This window comes from Mesorhizobium sp. B2-3-7 (assembly GCF_006442695.1).
Lineage (GTDB): Bacteria > Pseudomonadota > Alphaproteobacteria > Rhizobiales > Rhizobiaceae > Mesorhizobium.
Window position 1 is genome coordinate 183,082 of sequence record NZ_VFVV01000002.1, and the last position, 17,284, is coordinate 200,365.

The window sequence follows — 17,284 nt, forward strand, 5'->3', positions numbered from 1 at the left end:
GTGTCCCAATCCTCGCCCGCAAATGCCTCCGCCGATGCCGGTGCATCAGCATCCGCGCTGCTCGAGCGCCGTGCCAGGCTGCTCGGCCCGACCTATCGCGCCTTCTACCGCAACCCGATCCATCTCGTGCGTGGCAGCGGCGTTTGGCTCTACGATGCCCACGGACGCAAGTTTCTCGATGCGTACAACAACGTCGCCTCGGTCGGCCATTGCCATCCACGTGTCGTCGAGGCGCTGTCGGGGCAGGCGGCCACGCTCAACACCCACACGCGTTACCTCAGCGAAATCATCCTCGACTACGCGGAAAGACTTCTCGGCACGCTTCCGCCCCATCTCGGCCATGCCATGTTCACCTGCACCGGCAGCGAGGCCAACGATCTCGCCATCCGCATCGCCCAGCATTCGAGCGGCAATACCGGCGTGATCATCACCGATTTCGCCTATCATGGCGCCACCATCGCCACCGCGCAGCTGTCGCCGGCCGCGGTCGGGGCGAAGGGCGTGCCCGCGCAGCACAGGACCGTGGCCGCCCCGGATACGTTTCGCGATCAGGGCCGGGCCGCACGCGATTTCGCCAGGAATGTCGCCGCCGCCATTGAGGACATGCGCGCACAGAACGTGCGCCCGGCGGCGCTGCTGATCGACTCGGCATTTTCCAGCGACGGAATTTTCTTCCCCGATGCGTCGGCGATGCGCGAGGCCGCCGATCACGTCAGGAAGGCGGGCGGCATCGTCATTGCCGACGAAGTCCAGTCCGGCTTCGGCAGGCTCGGCCAGGGCATGTGGGGTTTCGCCAATTACGGCCTCGAACCTGACATCGTCACCATGGGCAAGCCGATCGGCGACGGGCATCCGATGGCCGCGGTCATCGTGCGGCCGCAGCTTGTTGCCTCCTTCGGTTCCAACACCGGCTACTTCAACACATTCGGCGGCAACCCCGTCGCCGCCGCCGTCGGCATCGCGGTGCTCGATGTCATCGAAGGCGAGGGACTGGTCGAGAATGCGCGCACGGTTGGGGCCTATACGGGCGAGCTGCTGCGGGCTCTGCAGAACCGGCATGCCATGGTCGCCGATGTCAGGCATAACGGCCTTTATTTCGGCGTCGAGTTGACGGCGGAGGAGGACGAGGCGCTGGCCGCCACCAGGACGTCGGCGGTCGTCGAAGCCATGCGCGAGGACGGCGTGCTGATCTCGTCATGCGGTCCGCGCGGGAACGTGCTGAAGATCAGGCCGCCATTGCCGTTCGCCAGGGACAATGCCGAGCAACTTGCCGAAACGCTCGATCGCACCCTGTCGCGCTGGTGAGGGGATAGGAAAGGGTGCGGCAATCGACATGCTGAAGCTCGAACATCAGACCCTGAACGACCGCGCCTATGGCGCGCTCAAGCAGGAGCTGATTTCGGGCGGCTTCAGCCCGGGCCAGACATTGGTCATCCGCAAGCTTGCCGAGACGTTCGGCATTTCGACGACGCCAATCCGCGAGGCGCTGCAACGGCTCGTCGCCGAGCGGCTTCTGGAGTTGCAGAACAACCGCTCGATCATCGTGCCCTTGCTGTCTGCCCCCGCCTTCGAGGAACTGACGCGCATCCGCGTCGCGGTGGAGGGGCTGGCGGGCGAGATGGCCGCCTCGCGCATCACCGAAGACGGGCTGGTCGACATACAGGCCACGCTGGCGGGCATGCAGCGCGCGATCGAGGCGGGCGACGCCGGGGCCTATCTCGCGCTCAACGAGGCCTTCCACTTCGCCATCTACCGGCATGCCGGCGCGCCGATCCTCCTCAACATGATCCGTGATCTCTGGGGGCGGGTTGGGCCCTATCTCAAGCTCCTGATGCAGGCTGAGCGCTACAAACCCCAGTCGAACGAGGCGCATCGCAAGATCGTCGCGGCATTGGCGCAGCGCAACGGCGCCGACGTCAGGACCTCCATAGAACAGGACATCGCCACGGCGGCAGCGGTGCTGGCGGGGAACCTTCGCGCGGCCGAATGACGACGCGATCCCGTCGCGCCCCGGCGATCGGCCTATCCGGTCTTGTCCAGCCGGTCGCGAAGCATGCTCCACGGCAGCAGCGCGTTCGGCGCGAAGCGCAGCAGGCTGTGGAACGGCATCGGCGACGGTGGCCCGAAGGGCAGCGGCAGATCGCGGGCGTCGGTTCCACCAGCCCAATCCGCAAGCACCTTGCCCAGGGCCGTGGTCATGGCGATGCCGCGGCCGTTGCAGGCGCGACCCGCGATCAGCCCCGGTCCGAGATCGATGAGGTGGGGCAGGAAATCGGGTTCGACCGCAGCCATGCCCGACCAGCCATAGGCGAGCGGCGGCAGGTCCGGGAGCTCGAGATGCCGGGCCAGCCGCCGCCGGATCGTCTGCGGCAGGCGTCGTTCCGCACCCGCGCCGAAGACATGCATGCCGCCGCTGATCAGCCGGTTTTCGGCATCGAAGCGGTAGGTGAAGAGATTGCGTCTCGTGTCGCCGACGCCTTGCCCGTAGGGCAACAGGCGGCTGCGCACCTCGCGCGGCAGCGGCGCCGTCGCGATTTGGAAAATTTTCAGCGGGAAATAACTTTTCCGAAGCTCCGGATTGAGCCGTCCGCCATAGGCGTTGGTGGCGATCAGCACCTTTCCGGTGCGCACCGAACCCGTTTGCGTCTTCAGCGACCAGCCGTCCGCGATAGGGTCGATCGCGACGACGCGCGTGTGCTCGAACAGACGCGCGCCGGCTTTTTCCGCCACGTCGGCCAGGCCGCGCGCATAGGCGACCGGATTGAGCACGCCGCCGGAACGGTCCATCCAGCCGCCGGCATAGCCGCGCGCGCCGGTTAGCGCCTCCGTTTCTTGCCGGTCCAACACGACAGCCGGCCGGCCGCGCTGCGCCCATTGCCCTGCGCGTGATTTGACCTTTTCGAGCGCAACAGGGGAATGTGCCGGCTGGATCCAACCGCTCTGCACCGCGTCGCACTCGATGCCGTGCCGCCTGATCAGGCCGAAGACCAGATCGGCGCTGCCGGCCGCGAATTCGATCAGCCTCTCGCCGCGCTCGGGTCCAAGATGGGCCTTTATCGCATCCGGATCCATTTTGGCGAAGTTCGGCACGATGAAGCCGGCATTCCTGCCGGTAGCGCCCCAGGCGATGGTTTCGGCCTCGAGAACGGCGACCGAAAGACCTCTGGCCGCGGCATGCAAGGCCGTCGAAAGGCCGGTGAAGCCGCCGCCGACGATGGCAAGGTCGACATCGAGCTCGCCTTCCAGCGCCGGGCGGAGGCGGGTCTCACGGCTGACCGCGTGCCAAAGCGAAAGCGCTTCCTGCCGGGCCATTGCGGTCACGAGCCGCTCTCGCCGGCGGCCACCTTCGCCCGCTTGCCGAGCCGTGCCCGCCGCGGCCGTTCCCCGAACAGTCCGTTGGGGCGGACCAGGAGGATAATGCACAGCATGACGCCGATTGCCACGATCTGCAGGGATGCGGCGCGGGCCTGTTGCTCCGGCGGGAACAGCGCGCTGGTGAGCGTGCCCGACCCGGCCCATATCCCCCAGACCAGGATGCTGCCGATGACGGCACCGGCATTGCTGCCCGAGCCGCCGACGATCAGCATCACCCAGACCTGGAAGGTCAGGATCGGCAGGTAATTGTCCGGCGCAATGAAGCCGGTGAAATGCGCCTGCAAGGCGCCCGCTAGGGCCATGATGGCGCCGCCGACCGCGAAGGCCTGGACACGGTAGAAGCGCGCGCTCTTGCCGAGCGAGATCGCCGCCCGCTCGTCCTCCCGCAGCGCCTTCAGCACCCGGCCCCACGGGCTGCGAGACAGGTGCTCCAGCGCCAGATAGGCGACCAGCGTGACCGCCGAGACGACGGCAAGGTTCGACAGGTTGAACAGCAGCGGCGTCTCGGCGAGGCTGCCGAAAGGGCGCGGGATGAAGCCGATGCCGAACGGACCGCCGGTCAGTTTCTGCGCATTAAGCGCGACCAGTTGCACGACCACGGCGACGCCGAAGGTGGTGATGGCAAGGTAGTCGGATCTGAGCCGCAACGTGGCGATGCCCGTCAGGGCCGCGGCGATGCCGCCGACGACCATGGCGCCGACCCAGCCGGCCAGGATCGGTAGCCCAAAACCGCCCAGACGCGCGGCATCGTCCGGCGTCGTCAGCAGCGCCGATGTATAGGCGCCGATGGCGACGAAGCCGGCGAGCCCGACATTGAAGAGCCCAGTCAGCCCCCATTGCAGATTGAGCCCCAGCGTGACCAACGAAAAGATCAGCGCCGTGGTCAGGAAGAAAGCGCCATAGCCGAGCAGGTCCATCAGCGTTCCTTCACACCAAAAAGGCCGATCGGCCGCACGAACAGCACCGCCATCAAGATGATGAAGGAGACCGCGGCGCGCCATTCGGCGCCGATCAGTTGCACCGCGGCGGCCTCGGTGAGCCCGATGATCAACCCGCCGAGCACGGCGCCCGGGATGCTGCCGATACCGCCCAGAATGGCGGCCGCGAACATCGGCAGCAGCATGTCGAAGCCCATGAATGGGCGGATCTGCACCAGGATGCCGATCATCACGCCGGCGACGCAGGCAAGCGCTGCGCCGAGGATCCAGGTGACGCGCACCACCTTGGCGACATCGATGCCGACGACGCGGGCAAGTGCTGCATTCTGGCTCAGGGCCTGCATGGACCGGCCGGTCTGCGTGCGCGTCATCAACAGGTGTACGCCCAACACCAGAATCGCCGTCAGCAGCAACAGCGCGATCTGGTCCGGCGTGATGCGGATGCCGAAGCCGACCGGCATGGCGATCTGGATGGCGCGGCTGAAATAGGTCGGGCGTGAGGTGAAGGTGAACTCGAGCAGGCTTCGCAGCGCCATCGAGGCGCCGAAGCTTGCCATCACCACGATGATGGCCTGGCCCTGGGAGCGCAGCCGCGCGAACAGCACTTTGTCGAGCAGCAGCGCCAGCAGGGCGGTGAATGCCATGCCGACGACCAGCGCGACGATGAGAGGCCACCCGAAGGAAAGCGGGGCGATCGGCACCACCTTGCCGATCGTCGCGCCGATGGCGCCTACGACGGCCAGCGTCGCATAGGTGCCCCAGGCCATGAAGTCGCCATGGGCGAAGTTCGAGAAGCGCAGGATCGAATAGGTCAGCGTCACGCCGATGGCGCCGAGGCCTATCATCGAGCCGGTCAGCAATCCGTCGACGATGAATTGCAGGTTCATGCCGCACTTCCCTTGCCTGAAGGCGCGGCCTTGCCGGCACTGTCCGAGCGCTGGCCAAGATAGAGCTCGGCGACCACCGGATCGCTCCACAATTCAGCGGCGATGCCCTCGTGCCGGTCCTTGCCTTCGACCAGCACATAGGCGCGGTCGCCGATGGCGAGCGCCGCCTTGGCGTTCTGTTCGACGAGAAGGATGGTGACGCCGGACTTGCGGATGCCGGCCAGCATCTCGAACACCATCGAGACGAATTTCGGCGACAGGCCGGCCGACGGCTCGTCCAGCACCAGCACCTTGGGGTGGACGATCAGCGCCCGCGCCACGGCCAGCATCTGGCGTTGCCCGCCCGACAGATTGCCGGCGGCGATGCGGCGCTGGCGCGCCAGGTCGGGGAAGGTCGCGTACATCTCGTCGATGCGGGCGGGAACCCCGCGGCGCTCGATGATGCCGCAGGCAACCCTGAGATTGTCGTCGACCGACATCAGTGGAAACACGTTCTCGGTCTGAGGCACGAAGGCGAGCCCAAGCCGCACCATGGTGTGGGCCGGTGCGGTGGTGATATCCTTGCCGTCGAGGAGAACGGTGCCGCCGGTGACCGGGACGAGACCGGCAATTGCCTTGATCAGGCTCGACTTGCCGGCACCGTTGGGGCCGAGAACGACGACGATTTCGCCCTTCCTCACCGTGATCGAGGCACCGCGCACGATCGGCACGCCGGGCTCGTAACCGGCTTCGAGGTTGCGGACGTCAAGCACGGTCCCGCTCATGCCGCGCCCCCGAGATAGGCCTCGATGACGCGCGGATCGCGCGCCACCTCGTCGGCCGTGCCCTCGCACAGAAGCTCGCCGCCCGCCATCACCAGGACGCGATGGCAAAGCCGCGTCACCATGTCGATGTTGTGCTCGATCAGAAGAAAGGTGATGCCGCTTCTGTTGATGTCGCGGATGCGGTCGATGATGACTTCGAGCAGCGTGGCGTTGACGCCGGCCGCGGGCTCGTCGAGCAGGATGATCGCCGGGTCGGCCATCATCACACGGGCAAGTTCGAGCAGTTTGCGCTGGCCGCCCGAAAGCACCCGCGCCGGTTCGTGCGCCAGCCGGGTGAGCGAGACGAGTTCAAGCAGTTCGGCAGCCTTCTCGGCGGCTGCCTTCTCTTCGGCGGCGACCCGCCACGGGATCAGGAAATTGGCGAGCAGCCGCTCCCCTGCCTGACGTTGCGCGGCGAGCATGACGTTTTCGATCAGCGTGAGATTGGGCAAGGGCCGTGGAATCTGAAAGGTGCGCCCAAGACCGCGGCCAATGCGCAGGTGCGCTGCTTCGCCGGAGACGAGCGCCCCGTTGAGACGTATCTCGCCGCTTGTAGGCAGGATGCTGCCGGCGAGCAGGTCGAACATCGTCGTCTTGCCGGCGCCGTTGGGGCCGATCAGGCCGAGGATCTCGCCCGGGCGGACCTCGAACGAGACATCGTTGACGGCGACAAGGCCGCCGAAACGCCGCACGACGTTCTTTGCCGCCAGAACCGGCGCCTGGGTCTCCGTCCCATGCCGTTTCGCCGTGTCGTTCATCAAGCCCTCTGGCCGAAGCGGTCTTTGCCGCTTTCTGATTTTTTGATTTGTGATCACACTTGCTTTGATCACGGTAATCAGCTTTAATTTTCTCCGCAAGCCGAAAACAGGCCAGGCCGCCGAAAGGGCCAAGATCGGGAACGCCATGCAAAGGGCTGCTGTCGAGCGCACCAACGAGGTCATCGCCGCGCAACTCGCGCCGGTCGGCCGCGAGACGGTGCAGGACCGCGTCTATTCCGAATTGCGCAGGGCGCTGATTGGCGGTCTCTTCGAGCCGAGCCAGGTTCTGACCATACGCGGCCTTGCCGATGCGCTGGTCACGTCTACCATGCCGGTGCGCGAGGCGCTTGGGCGGCTGATCACGGAAAAGGCGCTGGAAGCGCTTCCAAACCGCTCGGTGCGGGTGCCGCCGATCACGCTGGAACGCATCGACGACCTCCTGCGCGCCCGTGCCCTGATCGAAGGCGAGGCAATCGCGCTTGCCGCCGCGCGCATGGATCCGCGTCAGATCGCCACCATCGAAACCATTCTCGGTGAATGGGACGAGATGCGGGCGCTGAAGCACAAGAAGGATGTCGACCGCGAGGTGACGCTCAATCAGAGCTTTCATTTCGAAATCTATCGCGCCTGCGGTTCCGCCGTGCTGATCCCGATGATCGAGAGCCTCTGGCTGCAGTCGGGACCCTGCATCCGCGTTGCGATCTATGCCTTTTCCGAGGCCGGCGAGGTCGACACCGCCCATTATCATCGCAGCATCGTCGCCGCGCTTGCGGCGCAGGATGCCCAGGCCGCACGCGAGGCGCTGGTGGCCGACATCAGCCGCCCTTTCGCTTTCCTGCGCGACAAGCTGAAGTTGACGGCAAAGGCGGAGTGAATGCCTGATATGACCAGACGCATCATCAGGATCACCGAGCCGCATTCCGAGCTGTCGGTGACGGCGCAGTTGCTGCCGGAAAAAGCGCCAGAGAACGCAACGTTCCTGTGGTCTTACCTGGCCGAGCCGCGCGTCGTCGCGGGCATTCATGCCATGTGGACCGGCCCGGAAATCTCCTGTCCGATCCCCGCGGCGCATCTGGACGGCGAGGCCTTTGCCCAGGCCTTGCCGGCGGAGAACGCGACGCTGACGCCGCAGCCCGGCGACATCGTGCTTTCCTATGTGCCGCCGCGCATGTGGGGCGGCAACCCGCACGCGATCTTCGACATTGGCCTGTTCTACGGGCAAGGCGCGCGCCTGCTGTTTCCGATCGGCTGGCTCGCGGGGAGCGTCGTTGCGCAGGTGCTGCCTGAGCAACGCGATCAGTTCGCATCTGCCTGCGGCATCATTCGCCGCAATGGCGCCTGCGACGTCACCTTCGCGCGGCTGGAGAGCTGAAATGGCTGAACGCGACGACAGCTTCGAACTTTTCGACCTCCGCGTCGAGGCTGTCGTCCCCGAGGGCAAGCCGGTTTATTGCGGCGCCAGGCCCGGCGACTATTTCGAGCTGAAGGGCGAGATGCTGTCGATGCCGGCGGGCCAGGGATTTTCGATCTATTCCATAGCGGCCGTGCTGCCGCTGCTGGCGGCGAAGCAGCGCCCCACCCATGCCAATGACTGGATGACCTCGGATGCCGAGATCGCCTGTCCCGATCCCAATTGCGCCAGCAGGCTCAGGATCGTCAGGACCGGCAAACGGCGGTTCAGCCACGCCGAGACGACGGCGGTGCCGCTGCCGAAGGAGAGTGAGCAGAGATGACCGCCAAGACTTTCGAACTCAGCCCCGGCTACACAATCTCGCGCGTCATTCGCGGTGGCTGGCAGTTGGCCGGCGGCCACGGCGCGGTCGACCGTCAGCAGGCAGTATCTGACCTGATCGCCACGTTCGACGCCGGCATCTGGACCTATGACTGCGCCGATATCTACACCGGCGTCGAGGAGCTGATCGGAGCGGCGCGGCTGCGTCTGGCCAACGAACGTGGTCTCGATGCCGCCGCCAGGATGAGGGTGCACACCAAGCTCGTGCCGGACCTCGAGCGGCTCGCCGGCATCAGCCGCGATTACATCAAAGGCATAGTCGACCAGTCTCTGCGCCGGCTGAAGACCGAGCGGCTCGACCTCGTGCAGTTCCACTGGTGGGACTATTCAGTGCCTCGCTATGTCGACGCGATGGGTTGGCTCGACGAGCTCCGGCTGGAAGGCAAGGTGCGCAATGTCGGCACCACCAATTTCGATACGCAGCGCCTGGGCGAAATCCTATCGGCCGGCGTGCCAGTCGTCAGCCAGCAACTGCAATACTCCGTCCTCGACCAGCGTCCGGCGGCGAGCCTCGCCGCGCTCGCCGCGCGCAACGGCGTCAGTTTTCTCTGCTACGGTTCGGTGGCCGGCGGCTTTCTCGGCGACAGATGGCTCGGCGTCGCCGAACCGGACATGCCGCTCGAAAACCGCTCGCTGGTCAAATACAAGCTGATCATCGACGACTTCGGCGGCTGGGAGCTCTTCCAGACCCTGCTCAGGGTGCTGAAGCGGATCGGCGACCGCCACGGCGTCGACATCGCCACTGTCGCCAGCGCCTGGGTGCTCGAGCAGCCGCAAGTGGCGGCCGTCATCGTCGGCGCCCGCAACCAGGCGCATGCGCTGGCCAATGCGAAGATCATGGATGTCGCGCTCGGGACTGAGGACCGGGCGGAGATCGGCGCCGTGATCGCCCAGAGCCGCGGTCCCCTCGGCGACGTCTACACGCTGGAGCGCGATCGTCACGGCCGCCACGGCTCGATCATGCACTACAACCTCAACGCGGCCCGGCCATGAGCGCCACCACCGAAAGGCTGTTTTCGCGGGCCAGCACCGAAATCGTCGAGTTGCATCGCTTCTTCGTCGACTGGTTCGTCGCATCGCGCGCCGGCAAGGCCGATTTCAGCCGCTTCGAACGCGTCATGGGCGAAGGCCTGGCCATGGTCACGCCTGACGGCACGGTCCTCGATCGCGATGCGGTGGTCGACCATGTCCGCGCAAGCCGCGCTTCCTGCGACGAAGCCTTCGCCATCTCGATCGAGGACATCCGGCCGGGCTGGCAAACCGGCGACGCGATCATCGTGCTCTATGTCGAGGCGCAGTTGCGAGGCGGCAAGCATAGCCGCCGTCAGTCGAGTGCGCTCTTCACCACCAATCCATCGGCGCCCAACGGCGTCGAATGGCGACATCTGCATGAAACCTGGCTGCAGATGCCGGAAAGCTGAACAGGCTCCAGACGTGAAATTTGGTTCGTGTAACTCAATTCGTGTAGCTCAAGGGGAACAACAATGAGAAAGACGATACTCCAACTCACCACCGCGCTCGCTCTCGTGACGATCGCCGGCGCGGCACATGCCGCCGACTGCAAGATCACGGTCGGCCTAGTCATGGAATTGACCGGACCGGCCGGTGAATACGGCCAGGCCGGCGCAAAATCGGTCGAGATGGCCTTCCGCGACATTAACGACGCCGGCGGCGTTCGCGGCTGCGATCTGGTGACCGACACGCGTGATAGTCAGAGCCAGGGCAATATCGCCGTCGATGCGGCGACCCAGTTGGTTCAGGTCAAGAAGGTGCCGGTGATCATCGGCGGCATCATCTCCTCTGTGTCGATCCCGATCCTGACCTCGGTCACCGCCCCGGCCAAGATCGTGCAGGTCTCGCCGGCTTCGTCCTCGCCGACGCTGACCGCACTCGGGCGCGATGGCAAGACCAACGGCATCTTCTTCCGCACCATCACCTCCGATGCGCTGCAAGGCGTGGCCGCCGCGAAATACGCCATCGACAAGGGCTTCAAGAAGCTGTCGATCATCCATGTCAACAATGATTTCGGGGTCAACATGGTGGCCGAATTCTCCCGCGCCTACAAAGCGCTCGGCGGCACCGTCGTCTCCGACACGCCCTACAATGAGAAGCAGTCGAGCTATGCCTCGGAAGTCACGGCGGCCATGGCCGGCGAGCCTGACGGGCTTTATCTCGTCAGCACGCCGGTTGACGGCGCCACCGTCGCCCGCACCTGGATTTCGCAAGGGGGCGTGCAGAAATTCCTGCTCAATGACGGCATGAACAGCCCGGACTTCATCGAGTCCGTCGGCGCCGACTATCTCAAGGAGGCCTATGGCACCTCGTCCGGCACCAGCCCGACCGCCTCCACCGACTACTTCACCAAGAATTACAAGGCGTTTTCGGGCATCGAACCGTCCAATCCCGCGGCCGACCGTTCCTATGATGCCGGCGCCATTGTCGGCCTGGCAATCGCCATCGCTGGCTCGGAGGATCCGGCCAAGATCAAGGACGCCATGTACAAGGCGGTCGATCCTGCTGGCGCGCCGATCTTTGCCGGCAAGGACGAGTTCGCCAAGGCGCTCGGACTGATCAAGGAAGGCAAGCCGATCCGCTACGAAGGTGTCATCGGCCCGGTCGCCTTCGACAAATATGGCGACATCACCGGGCCGTTCCGCTTGTGGAAGATCGTCGACGGCAAGGTAACGACCGACGGTGAAATGACCACCGACGACGTCAACGCCTTGCAGGCGAAGCTCCAATAGGCCGCCACATCAGGCAGTCCGGCACCGATCGCTCGATGCCGGACTGCTCGTAACCCAACCCTGGCCCTTGCGCCCTGAAATCATGCCGTCCACAACAAGGGCTGCGGGCTTCATTCTCCCGACCTGCGTGACAGCCAGCGCCTGCGTCTTTCGCGCTGTTCGGCGAGCTCGGCTTCGTCCCAGTAACCGATCAGCACGCCGGGCTCGATCAGCGGATCGAAGTGCCGCAGCTTGTCGTCGTTTCCCGTCAGCCATTCCTCGGCGACGGTGATGCGGTTGTTGGGCAGCGCCAGCCAGCGGAACAGCGCCTGCCGCAGTCGTTCGATGTCGGCCGCCGCCGATGCTTCGGTGCCGAGGTCGCGCAATTCGTCCGGATCGCCGTTCAGATCGAAGAACATCGGCGCCAGGCCCTCGCCATGGACCAGTTTGAAGCGGCCGTCGGTGATCATGTAGAGCTTGCAGTCGGCGACCGGCATAGCGAGCTTCAGCCGCGCGGCATCGCCGCCATAATCGTACTCGCTCACCGCGTGCCGCCGCCAGTTCACGTCCTGGCCTGCCAGCAGCGGCAGCAGCGACCGGCCCTCGAGAACATGCGGCTTCGCCTTGCCGCCGAAGACGTCGAGGAAGGTGGGCGCGAGGTCGATCATCTCCACCAGCGCATCGGACGTCGTGCCGCGCGTCGCGTCGGCCTGCCGGCGCGGATCGCAGACGATCATCGGCACCTTGGCCGCGACGTCGTGGAACAGGTATTTTTCGCCCAGCCAATGGTCGCCGAGATAATCGCCGTGGTCGGAGGTGAACACGATCAGCGTGTTGTCGAACAGACCGCGCTCCTCCATGAACTCGAACAATCTGCCCAACTGATCGTCGATCTGCCTGATCAGGCCCATATAGCAGGGAATGACCCTTTCGCGGACCTCGTCGCGGGAGAAGTTCCTGGAATAGCGCTCCTGCTGGAAGGCTTCGAAGATCGGGTGGGGCGAGACGCGTTCTGCTTCGCTGCGCACGACCGGCTTTATGTCGGCCTTGCCGTACATGTCGTGATAGGGCGCCGGCACGATGTAGGGCCAGTGCGGCTTGATGTAGGAGAGATGCGCGCACCAGGCTTCGCCCCTTGCCTCGGCCTCCTCGATGAAGCGCATGGCGCGGCGCGTCATGTAGGGTGTTTCCGAATGCTCCTCGGGAATGCGCGCCGGCTTGTCGGCATGGACGAGCAGCCAGCCGTTGAAATTCTCGCCGTTCTCGCCTTCACCGGAATTGGCCCAGTGCTCCCACGGATTGGCGGCGTCGAAGCCGTGCTCGCGCAGATATTGGTCATAGGCCGGATCGGGATCGTAGGCGGATGACGGATGCAACCCGTCGTCGCGCTCGAACGGTTCGAAGCCGCATTCGGCGACGCGCACGCCGATGATGGACGTCTTGTCGATGCCGAGGCGCTCCATGCCTTCCTCGTCGGCCCTCATATGCGTCTTGCCGATCAGCGCGCAGCGCACGCCGATCTCGCGCAGATGCTCGCCGAGCGTAGGCTCGCCGACCCTGAGCGGCACGCCGTTAAGCGTCGATCCGTGCGAGCGGACATAGCGGCCTGTATAGGCACTCATGCGCGAGGGCCCGCACACGGTCGATTGCACATAGGCGTTGGTGAAGCGCACGCCGCGGCTGGCCAGCCGGTCGATATTCGGCGTGTGCAGGGTCTGGTGTCCGGCGCAGCTCAAATAGTCGAAGCGCAGCTGGTCGCACATGATGAAAAGGACGTTGCGGCGGTCTGTCATTGGTCGTCCGTCATTGTGGTTCGCGCAAGACCGGTGTGCCAGAACGGCCGATGTCCTACAACGATGCCTCAAAATATCATTTTACCCAACCAGATGCCTCATGCACTGTGGGAGCCGGGAGGGTCGAAATCGTGCCGTTCGTCACCATTGGCGGCCTTGCGCTGCACCACCGCTATGTCGAGGCGACCGGCACCGCGCGGCCGGTGATCTTCATCAATTCGCTGGGTACCGATTTGCGCATCTGGGACGATGTCATCTCGCAATTAAGCGGTGACATGCCTCTGCTGGTCTACGACAAGCGCGGCCACGGACTTTCCGATATCGGCAGCGGCATCCGGTCGATCGATGATCATGTCGACGATCTCCTGGGCCTCATCGATCATTTCGATCTCGGCAGGGTCGTGCTGTTCGGCCTGTCGGTCGGTGGCTTGATCGCGCAGCGGCTCTATACCCGTCATCCCAGCTGCGTTGAGGCTCTGATCCTGTCCGACACGGCGCACAAGATCGGCACGGACGAGAGCTGGAATAAGCGTATCGCCACCGTCGAGCGCGACGGGATCGAGGCGATAGCCGACGGTGTGATGGAAGCATGGTTCACGCCCGGCTTCCATGCCGCGCGTGCGGCCGACCTTGCCGGTTGCCGCAATATGCTGACCAGGCAGGCGCTGCCGGGTTACATCGGGACATGCATGGCGGTCCGCGACGCCGACCTCACCGAGGCCGCGCGGCGTATCGCGGTGCCGACACTTTGCATGGTCGGCGACCAGGACGGCTCGACACCGCCCGATCTCGTCCGCTCGCTGGCAGCGCTGATCCCCGGCGCCCGCTTTGAAATCATTCCTAATGCCGGCCATATTCCCTGCATCGAACAGCCGGAGGCGGTGGTCGCGCTGATCCGCGATTTTGTCGCGTCGCCTCCTCCGGGGCAGAAACCTTTGAGCGCGGCTACCCCTTGATCGCCGAGCCGACGATGGAATCGACGAAAAAGCGCTGCAGCAGGACGAAGAGGATGAGCGGCGGCAGCACGGCAAGCGTCGCGCCGGCCATCACCAACCCGGTGTTGACGGCGCCTCTGTTGTAACTCAACAGCCGGCTGAGGCTGATGACGATCGGATAGGCGTCGGCGTTGCCTTGCAGCACGGTCAGCGGCCACAGATAGCTGTTCCAGTGATAGACGAAGGCAAACAGCGCCAATGCCGCGATCGCCGGCGCCACGCTGGGCGCCACGATCTTGAACAGGATCAGCAGTTCGGAGGCGCCGTCCATGCGCGCAGCGTCGATCAGATCGTCAGGCACGCTTGCAATGAACTGGCGCATCAGGAAGATACCGAAGGCATTGGCGAGGTTGGGCACGATGATGCCGGCGAGGCTGGCATTGAGGCCGATCGAGCCGACGAGGCGATAGAGCGGGATCAGCGTCACGATCGGCGGCAGGAACATGGTCGCGATCAGCACCGAGAACAAAAGCGAGCGGCCGGGGAAGTGGTATTTGGCGAAGGCGTAGCCGGCCATCATGCTGGTGATGAGGATACCGGCTGTGGTGATCGAGGCGATGACCAGGGAATTCCACATAGAACGGCCGACATTGACCACGCCCGAAACTTTCCCGTAGGCGTCGAGGCTCGGCGTGTGCGGGATCCACACCGGCGGCACCTGCATGCTCTCGGCCGGAGTCTTGAGACTGGACAGAACCATCCAAACCAGCGGAAAGGCCGACGCCACGGCCACGAGCAGCATGAGCGTGGCCAGCAGCGCCTTGCGGCCGGCGGGGCGTCTGCGCGGCAACCGGCTCGACGATCCCGCGCTCATTCCTGATCCTTCCGGTTGGCAAAGGCGAACAGAGCGCAGACCACGACGATCAGCGACAGCATCAGCATGACGGCCATGGCCGAACCCAGTCCGCCCTGCGCGCGCTCGATGCCGACGCGGCGTATGTGATAGGTCAAGACATTGGTCGAGCCGACCGGCCCGCCCTGCGTGATCAGCGCCACCGGCTCGAACACCTGCACGGCGTTGATGATGGCGATCACCGCGCTGAACAGGAGTGTGCGCCGCAGCAACGGCAAGGTGATGAAGCGGAACTGCTCGAACCGGTTGGCGCCGTCGAGTTTTGCCGCCTCGTAGAGGCTGCCGGAAATCTGGGTCAGCCCCGCAATCGCCAGCACCGTGAAATAGCCGACCTGCTGCCACACATTGAGCAGAACGATCGAGATCAGCGCCGAGCGCGGGGACGACAGAAAGGGCTGCGGGCCGACGCCGATCAGGCCGAGCATCTGATTCAGCGGCCCTTCACCAGGCGAATAGAGTTTCGACCACACCAGCGCCACCGCGATCATCGGTACCACATAGGTGGAAAACAGCACGGTCCGCAGCGCCGTGCCGCCGCCAACATCGTGCTGGTGGACCATCAGCCCGAAGGCGACCGAGAGCGGCAGGATGAGGATGACGGAAAGCGCGGTGTAGATGGAGGTGTTGATCAACGCGCCCTTGAAGTCGCGTCCGACCGATGAGGCGCCGAAAATCTCGCGAAAATTGTCGAAGCCAATGAAGGCCGCATTGGAAAAAGGCGTCTGCGTCGACCAGTCCTGGAAGGATAGCCAGACGGTGAGCAGCATCGGCAACAGGATGAAGATGCCGATCAGCGTCACGGCGGGCGCCAGCATGATGCCCGCCGAGGCACGGTACCTGTTGATCATGGTTCGGTCTACTTGGCGGCGCGCTCCAGGATCGAGGCGGCGTCCGCTTGCGCCGTCGCCTGCGCATCCTTGGCCGAGACCTGGCCGTACTGCAACGCCTCCAGCGTCTGCTGCAGGGATTCCGAGAACTCCTGTCCGCCCGGCACGACCGGGAAGGGCTTGGCGTCGGCCAGCACGCTGACATAGCCCGACAGGAATTCCGAGCCGAGCTTGTCCTTGTGGGCCTCGATATCGGAGGAGCGCGAGGGCAGGATGCCCATCGACATCAAGATGTCGGACATCGCCGAGGCGCCGTTCTTGCCGGATTTCGGATTGTTGAGCCAGGCCAGGAATTCCCATGCGGCCTTCTGCTCGGCCTCGCCGGCATTGCCGTTGACCACGGTCATCCAGGAATAGGAGATCGAATGCGGCTTGTCGCCGCTCGGGCCGACGGGGATTGGTGCGGTGGCGATATCCGCGAACCTGTCGCCCATGCCTGCCTTCAGCGCGCTTTCCCACCAATTGGCCATGATGATCATGCCGGTCTTGCCGGAGACGAAATTGTCGAGGAAGGGGCCGGTGGTGTTGGCGTCTGCCGTCGCCATGGCCGGCACGCTGGCGCCCGATTTGATGAGATCCTCATAGAGCTGGAAGGTCTGCGCGGCCTGCGGAGTGTCCAGCGCCGGCTTGCCGTCTTTGACCAGGTCGCCGCCATTGGAGACCAGCAGCGAGGCGAAGGGGTGGACGACGCCCGCCGCCCAGGAATTGATCATGCCGAAACCCTGCTGGCCGGCATCCTTGTTGGTCAGCTTCTTCGCCGCCTCCTTGAACTCGTCCCAGGTCTTCGGCGCAGCAGTAATGCCGGCCTGCTTGAACAGTGCCTTGTTGTAGTTCAGCGCGTAGACGTCGATCTCGTTGGGAATGCCGTAGAGCTTGCCGCCGACCGACGCGGCGCTCACCACGCCAGCGGGCCATGCTCCCTTGACCTCTTCGGCGACGGGGTCGGGGGCGGGCGCGACGAGCTTGTCGCGGGCGAGCTCAGGCAACCAGAGATCGTAGATGCCGCCGATCGTGGGACCGTCCGCGCCGCCGCCCTGGGAGCGCAGCGTGGTCAGGAGATCGCCGAAGGGAACGGCGCGCACGGTGACGCTGACATCTGGATTTGTCTTCGCATAGTCCTTGGCCGCCGCTTCCAGCAATGCGACCGTCTCCGGCGACCAATGGGTGAGATAGGAGATGTTGACCGACTGCGCCCAGCCGCTGGCGGGCAGGATGGCCAGGCTCGCGGCCAGAGCCAGTTTCGAAGTCCAGGCAAGAGACATCCTCATCCTCCCTCAGGCTAGCGATCACGATGACGTTATGACAACATGAAGCATTGGCGCAAGGGCCCGATTGCGAAAAAGCTGCGCATGGCGCTGTCCCTGATTTCTCTGCTGTCCGTTCATATACGGAATTTACAGTTGAAATACAGTTAGCTATGAAGGAATCATGGTTGATTGGCTTAGCCCAGCCGTTCCCGGAGGGAGTGTCAGACCTCTTG

Annotated in this window: 18 protein-coding genes; 9 read left to right on the plus strand and 9 right to left on the minus strand. The window is 64.7% G+C overall.

The window, feature by feature from the left end; translation table 11 throughout:
* Together FJ940_RS04810 and FJ940_RS04815 are read left to right on the plus strand one after the other, a co-directional pair.
* Window positions 1-1,305 (plus strand): aspartate aminotransferase family protein, encoded by a 1,305-nt coding sequence (locus FJ940_RS04810; protein WP_140497650.1) that lies wholly within the window; start codon window positions 1-3, stop codon window positions 1,303-1,305.
* 28 nt (window positions 1,306-1,333) lie between these two features.
* Window positions 1,334-1,990: a GntR family transcriptional regulator gene (locus FJ940_RS04815; protein ID WP_140555566.1), complete on the plus strand. Its 657-nt coding sequence runs from the start codon at window positions 1,334-1,336 to the stop codon at window positions 1,988-1,990.
* 32 nt (window positions 1,991-2,022) lie between these two features.
* Here the strand turns inward: FJ940_RS04815 and FJ940_RS04820 are convergent, their stop codons facing one another.
* Genes FJ940_RS04820 through FJ940_RS04840 form a run of 5 tightly spaced genes read right to left on the minus strand, consistent with a single transcriptional unit; the run spans window position 2,023 to window position 6,761 of the window.
* Complete coding sequence (locus FJ940_RS04820) at window positions 2,023-3,321, minus strand: FAD-dependent oxidoreductase (protein ID WP_140555564.1); 1,299 nt, start codon at window positions 3,319-3,321, stop codon at window positions 2,023-2,025.
* Window positions 3,318-4,295, minus strand: a complete 978-nt coding sequence (locus FJ940_RS04825) for a branched-chain amino acid ABC transporter permease (protein ID WP_181167207.1) — start codon at window positions 4,293-4,295, stop codon at window positions 3,318-3,320. The genes FJ940_RS04820 and FJ940_RS04825 overlap by 4 nt, the downstream gene beginning before the upstream one ends.
* Entirely contained in the window at window positions 4,292-5,200 is a 909-nt protein-coding gene (locus FJ940_RS04830; protein ID WP_140514550.1) for a branched-chain amino acid ABC transporter permease, read from the minus strand. Before FJ940_RS04830 ends, FJ940_RS04825 begins: the two co-directional genes overlap by 4 nt.
* The gene (locus tag FJ940_RS04835) at window positions 5,197-5,964 is read right to left on the minus strand and encodes an ABC transporter ATP-binding protein (RefSeq protein ID WP_140555562.1); all 768 of its coding nucleotides are present in this window, start codon (window positions 5,962-5,964) and stop codon (window positions 5,197-5,199) included. Before FJ940_RS04835 ends, FJ940_RS04830 begins: the two co-directional genes overlap by 4 nt.
* The gene (locus FJ940_RS04840) at window positions 5,961-6,761 is read right to left on the minus strand and encodes an ABC transporter ATP-binding protein (RefSeq protein ID WP_140520932.1); all 801 of its coding nucleotides are present in this window, start codon (window positions 6,759-6,761) and stop codon (window positions 5,961-5,963) included. The genes FJ940_RS04835 and FJ940_RS04840 overlap by 4 nt, the downstream gene beginning before the upstream one ends.
* Before the next feature lie 145 nt (window positions 6,762-6,906).
* Between FJ940_RS04840 and FJ940_RS04845 the strand changes: the two genes are divergently transcribed.
* The 6 genes from FJ940_RS04845 (at window position 6,907) to FJ940_RS04870 (ending at window position 11,297) form a co-directional block, all read left to right on the plus strand.
* Window positions 6,907-7,635, plus strand: a complete 729-nt coding sequence (locus tag FJ940_RS04845) for a GntR family transcriptional regulator (protein WP_140497664.1) — start codon at window positions 6,907-6,909, stop codon at window positions 7,633-7,635.
* On the plus strand, window positions 7,636-8,133 hold the full coding sequence (locus FJ940_RS04850; RefSeq protein WP_246670979.1) for a DUF3830 family protein: 498 nt from the start codon (window positions 7,636-7,638) through the stop codon (window positions 8,131-8,133).
* A gap of 1 nt (window position 8,134) precedes the next feature.
* Entirely contained in the window at window positions 8,135-8,494 is a 360-nt protein-coding gene (locus FJ940_RS04855) for a TIGR04076 family protein (RefSeq protein WP_140648998.1), read from the plus strand.
* Complete coding sequence (locus tag FJ940_RS04860) at window positions 8,491-9,546, plus strand: aldo/keto reductase (protein WP_140655569.1); 1,056 nt, start codon at window positions 8,491-8,493, stop codon at window positions 9,544-9,546. The genes FJ940_RS04855 and FJ940_RS04860 overlap by 4 nt, the downstream gene beginning before the upstream one ends.
* Window positions 9,543-9,974: a DUF4440 domain-containing protein gene (locus FJ940_RS04865; protein WP_140655572.1), complete on the plus strand. Its 432-nt coding sequence runs from the start codon at window positions 9,543-9,545 to the stop codon at window positions 9,972-9,974. Before FJ940_RS04860 ends, FJ940_RS04865 begins: the two co-directional genes overlap by 4 nt.
* Window positions 9,975-10,037: 63 nt before the next feature.
* Window positions 10,038-11,297, plus strand: coding sequence for an ABC transporter substrate-binding protein (locus FJ940_RS04870; protein ID WP_140564358.1), 1,260 nt, complete (start codon window positions 10,038-10,040; stop codon window positions 11,295-11,297).
* 110 nt (window positions 11,298-11,407) lie between these two features.
* Here FJ940_RS04870 and FJ940_RS04875 read toward each other — a convergent pair whose 3' ends face one another.
* Window positions 11,408-13,069 carry an alkaline phosphatase family protein gene (locus tag FJ940_RS04875; RefSeq protein WP_140655575.1) on the minus strand — a complete coding sequence of 554 codons (1,662 nt, stop codon included), beginning with the start codon at window positions 13,067-13,069 and terminating at the stop codon, window positions 11,408-11,410.
* 131 nt (window positions 13,070-13,200) lie between these two features.
* Here FJ940_RS04875 and pcaD point away from each other — a divergent pair, with 131 nt between their 5' ends.
* Complete coding sequence (gene pcaD / locus FJ940_RS04880; protein WP_140520927.1) at window positions 13,201-14,025, plus strand: 3-oxoadipate enol-lactonase; 825 nt, start codon at window positions 13,201-13,203, stop codon at window positions 14,023-14,025.
* On the opposite strand, the gene FJ940_RS04885 is transcribed toward pcaD, so the two are convergent.
* From FJ940_RS04885 to FJ940_RS04895, 3 genes are read right to left on the minus strand one after another with little or no spacing between them, the layout of a single operon-like run.
* Entirely contained in the window at window positions 14,015-14,878 is an 864-nt protein-coding gene (locus FJ940_RS04885) for a carbohydrate ABC transporter permease (protein WP_140497680.1), read from the minus strand. The two genes, pcaD and FJ940_RS04885, sit on opposite strands and share 11 nt — an antisense overlap.
* On the minus strand, window positions 14,875-15,765 hold the full coding sequence (locus FJ940_RS04890) for a sugar ABC transporter permease (RefSeq protein WP_140555552.1): 891 nt from the start codon (window positions 15,763-15,765) through the stop codon (window positions 14,875-14,877). The genes FJ940_RS04885 and FJ940_RS04890 overlap by 4 nt, the downstream gene beginning before the upstream one ends.
* 8 nt (window positions 15,766-15,773) lie before the next feature.
* The gene (locus FJ940_RS04895; protein WP_140555550.1) at window positions 15,774-17,066 is read right to left on the minus strand and encodes a sugar ABC transporter substrate-binding protein; all 1,293 of its coding nucleotides are present in this window, start codon (window positions 17,064-17,066) and stop codon (window positions 15,774-15,776) included.
* Between the last annotated feature and the right edge of the window lie 218 nt (window positions 17,067-17,284).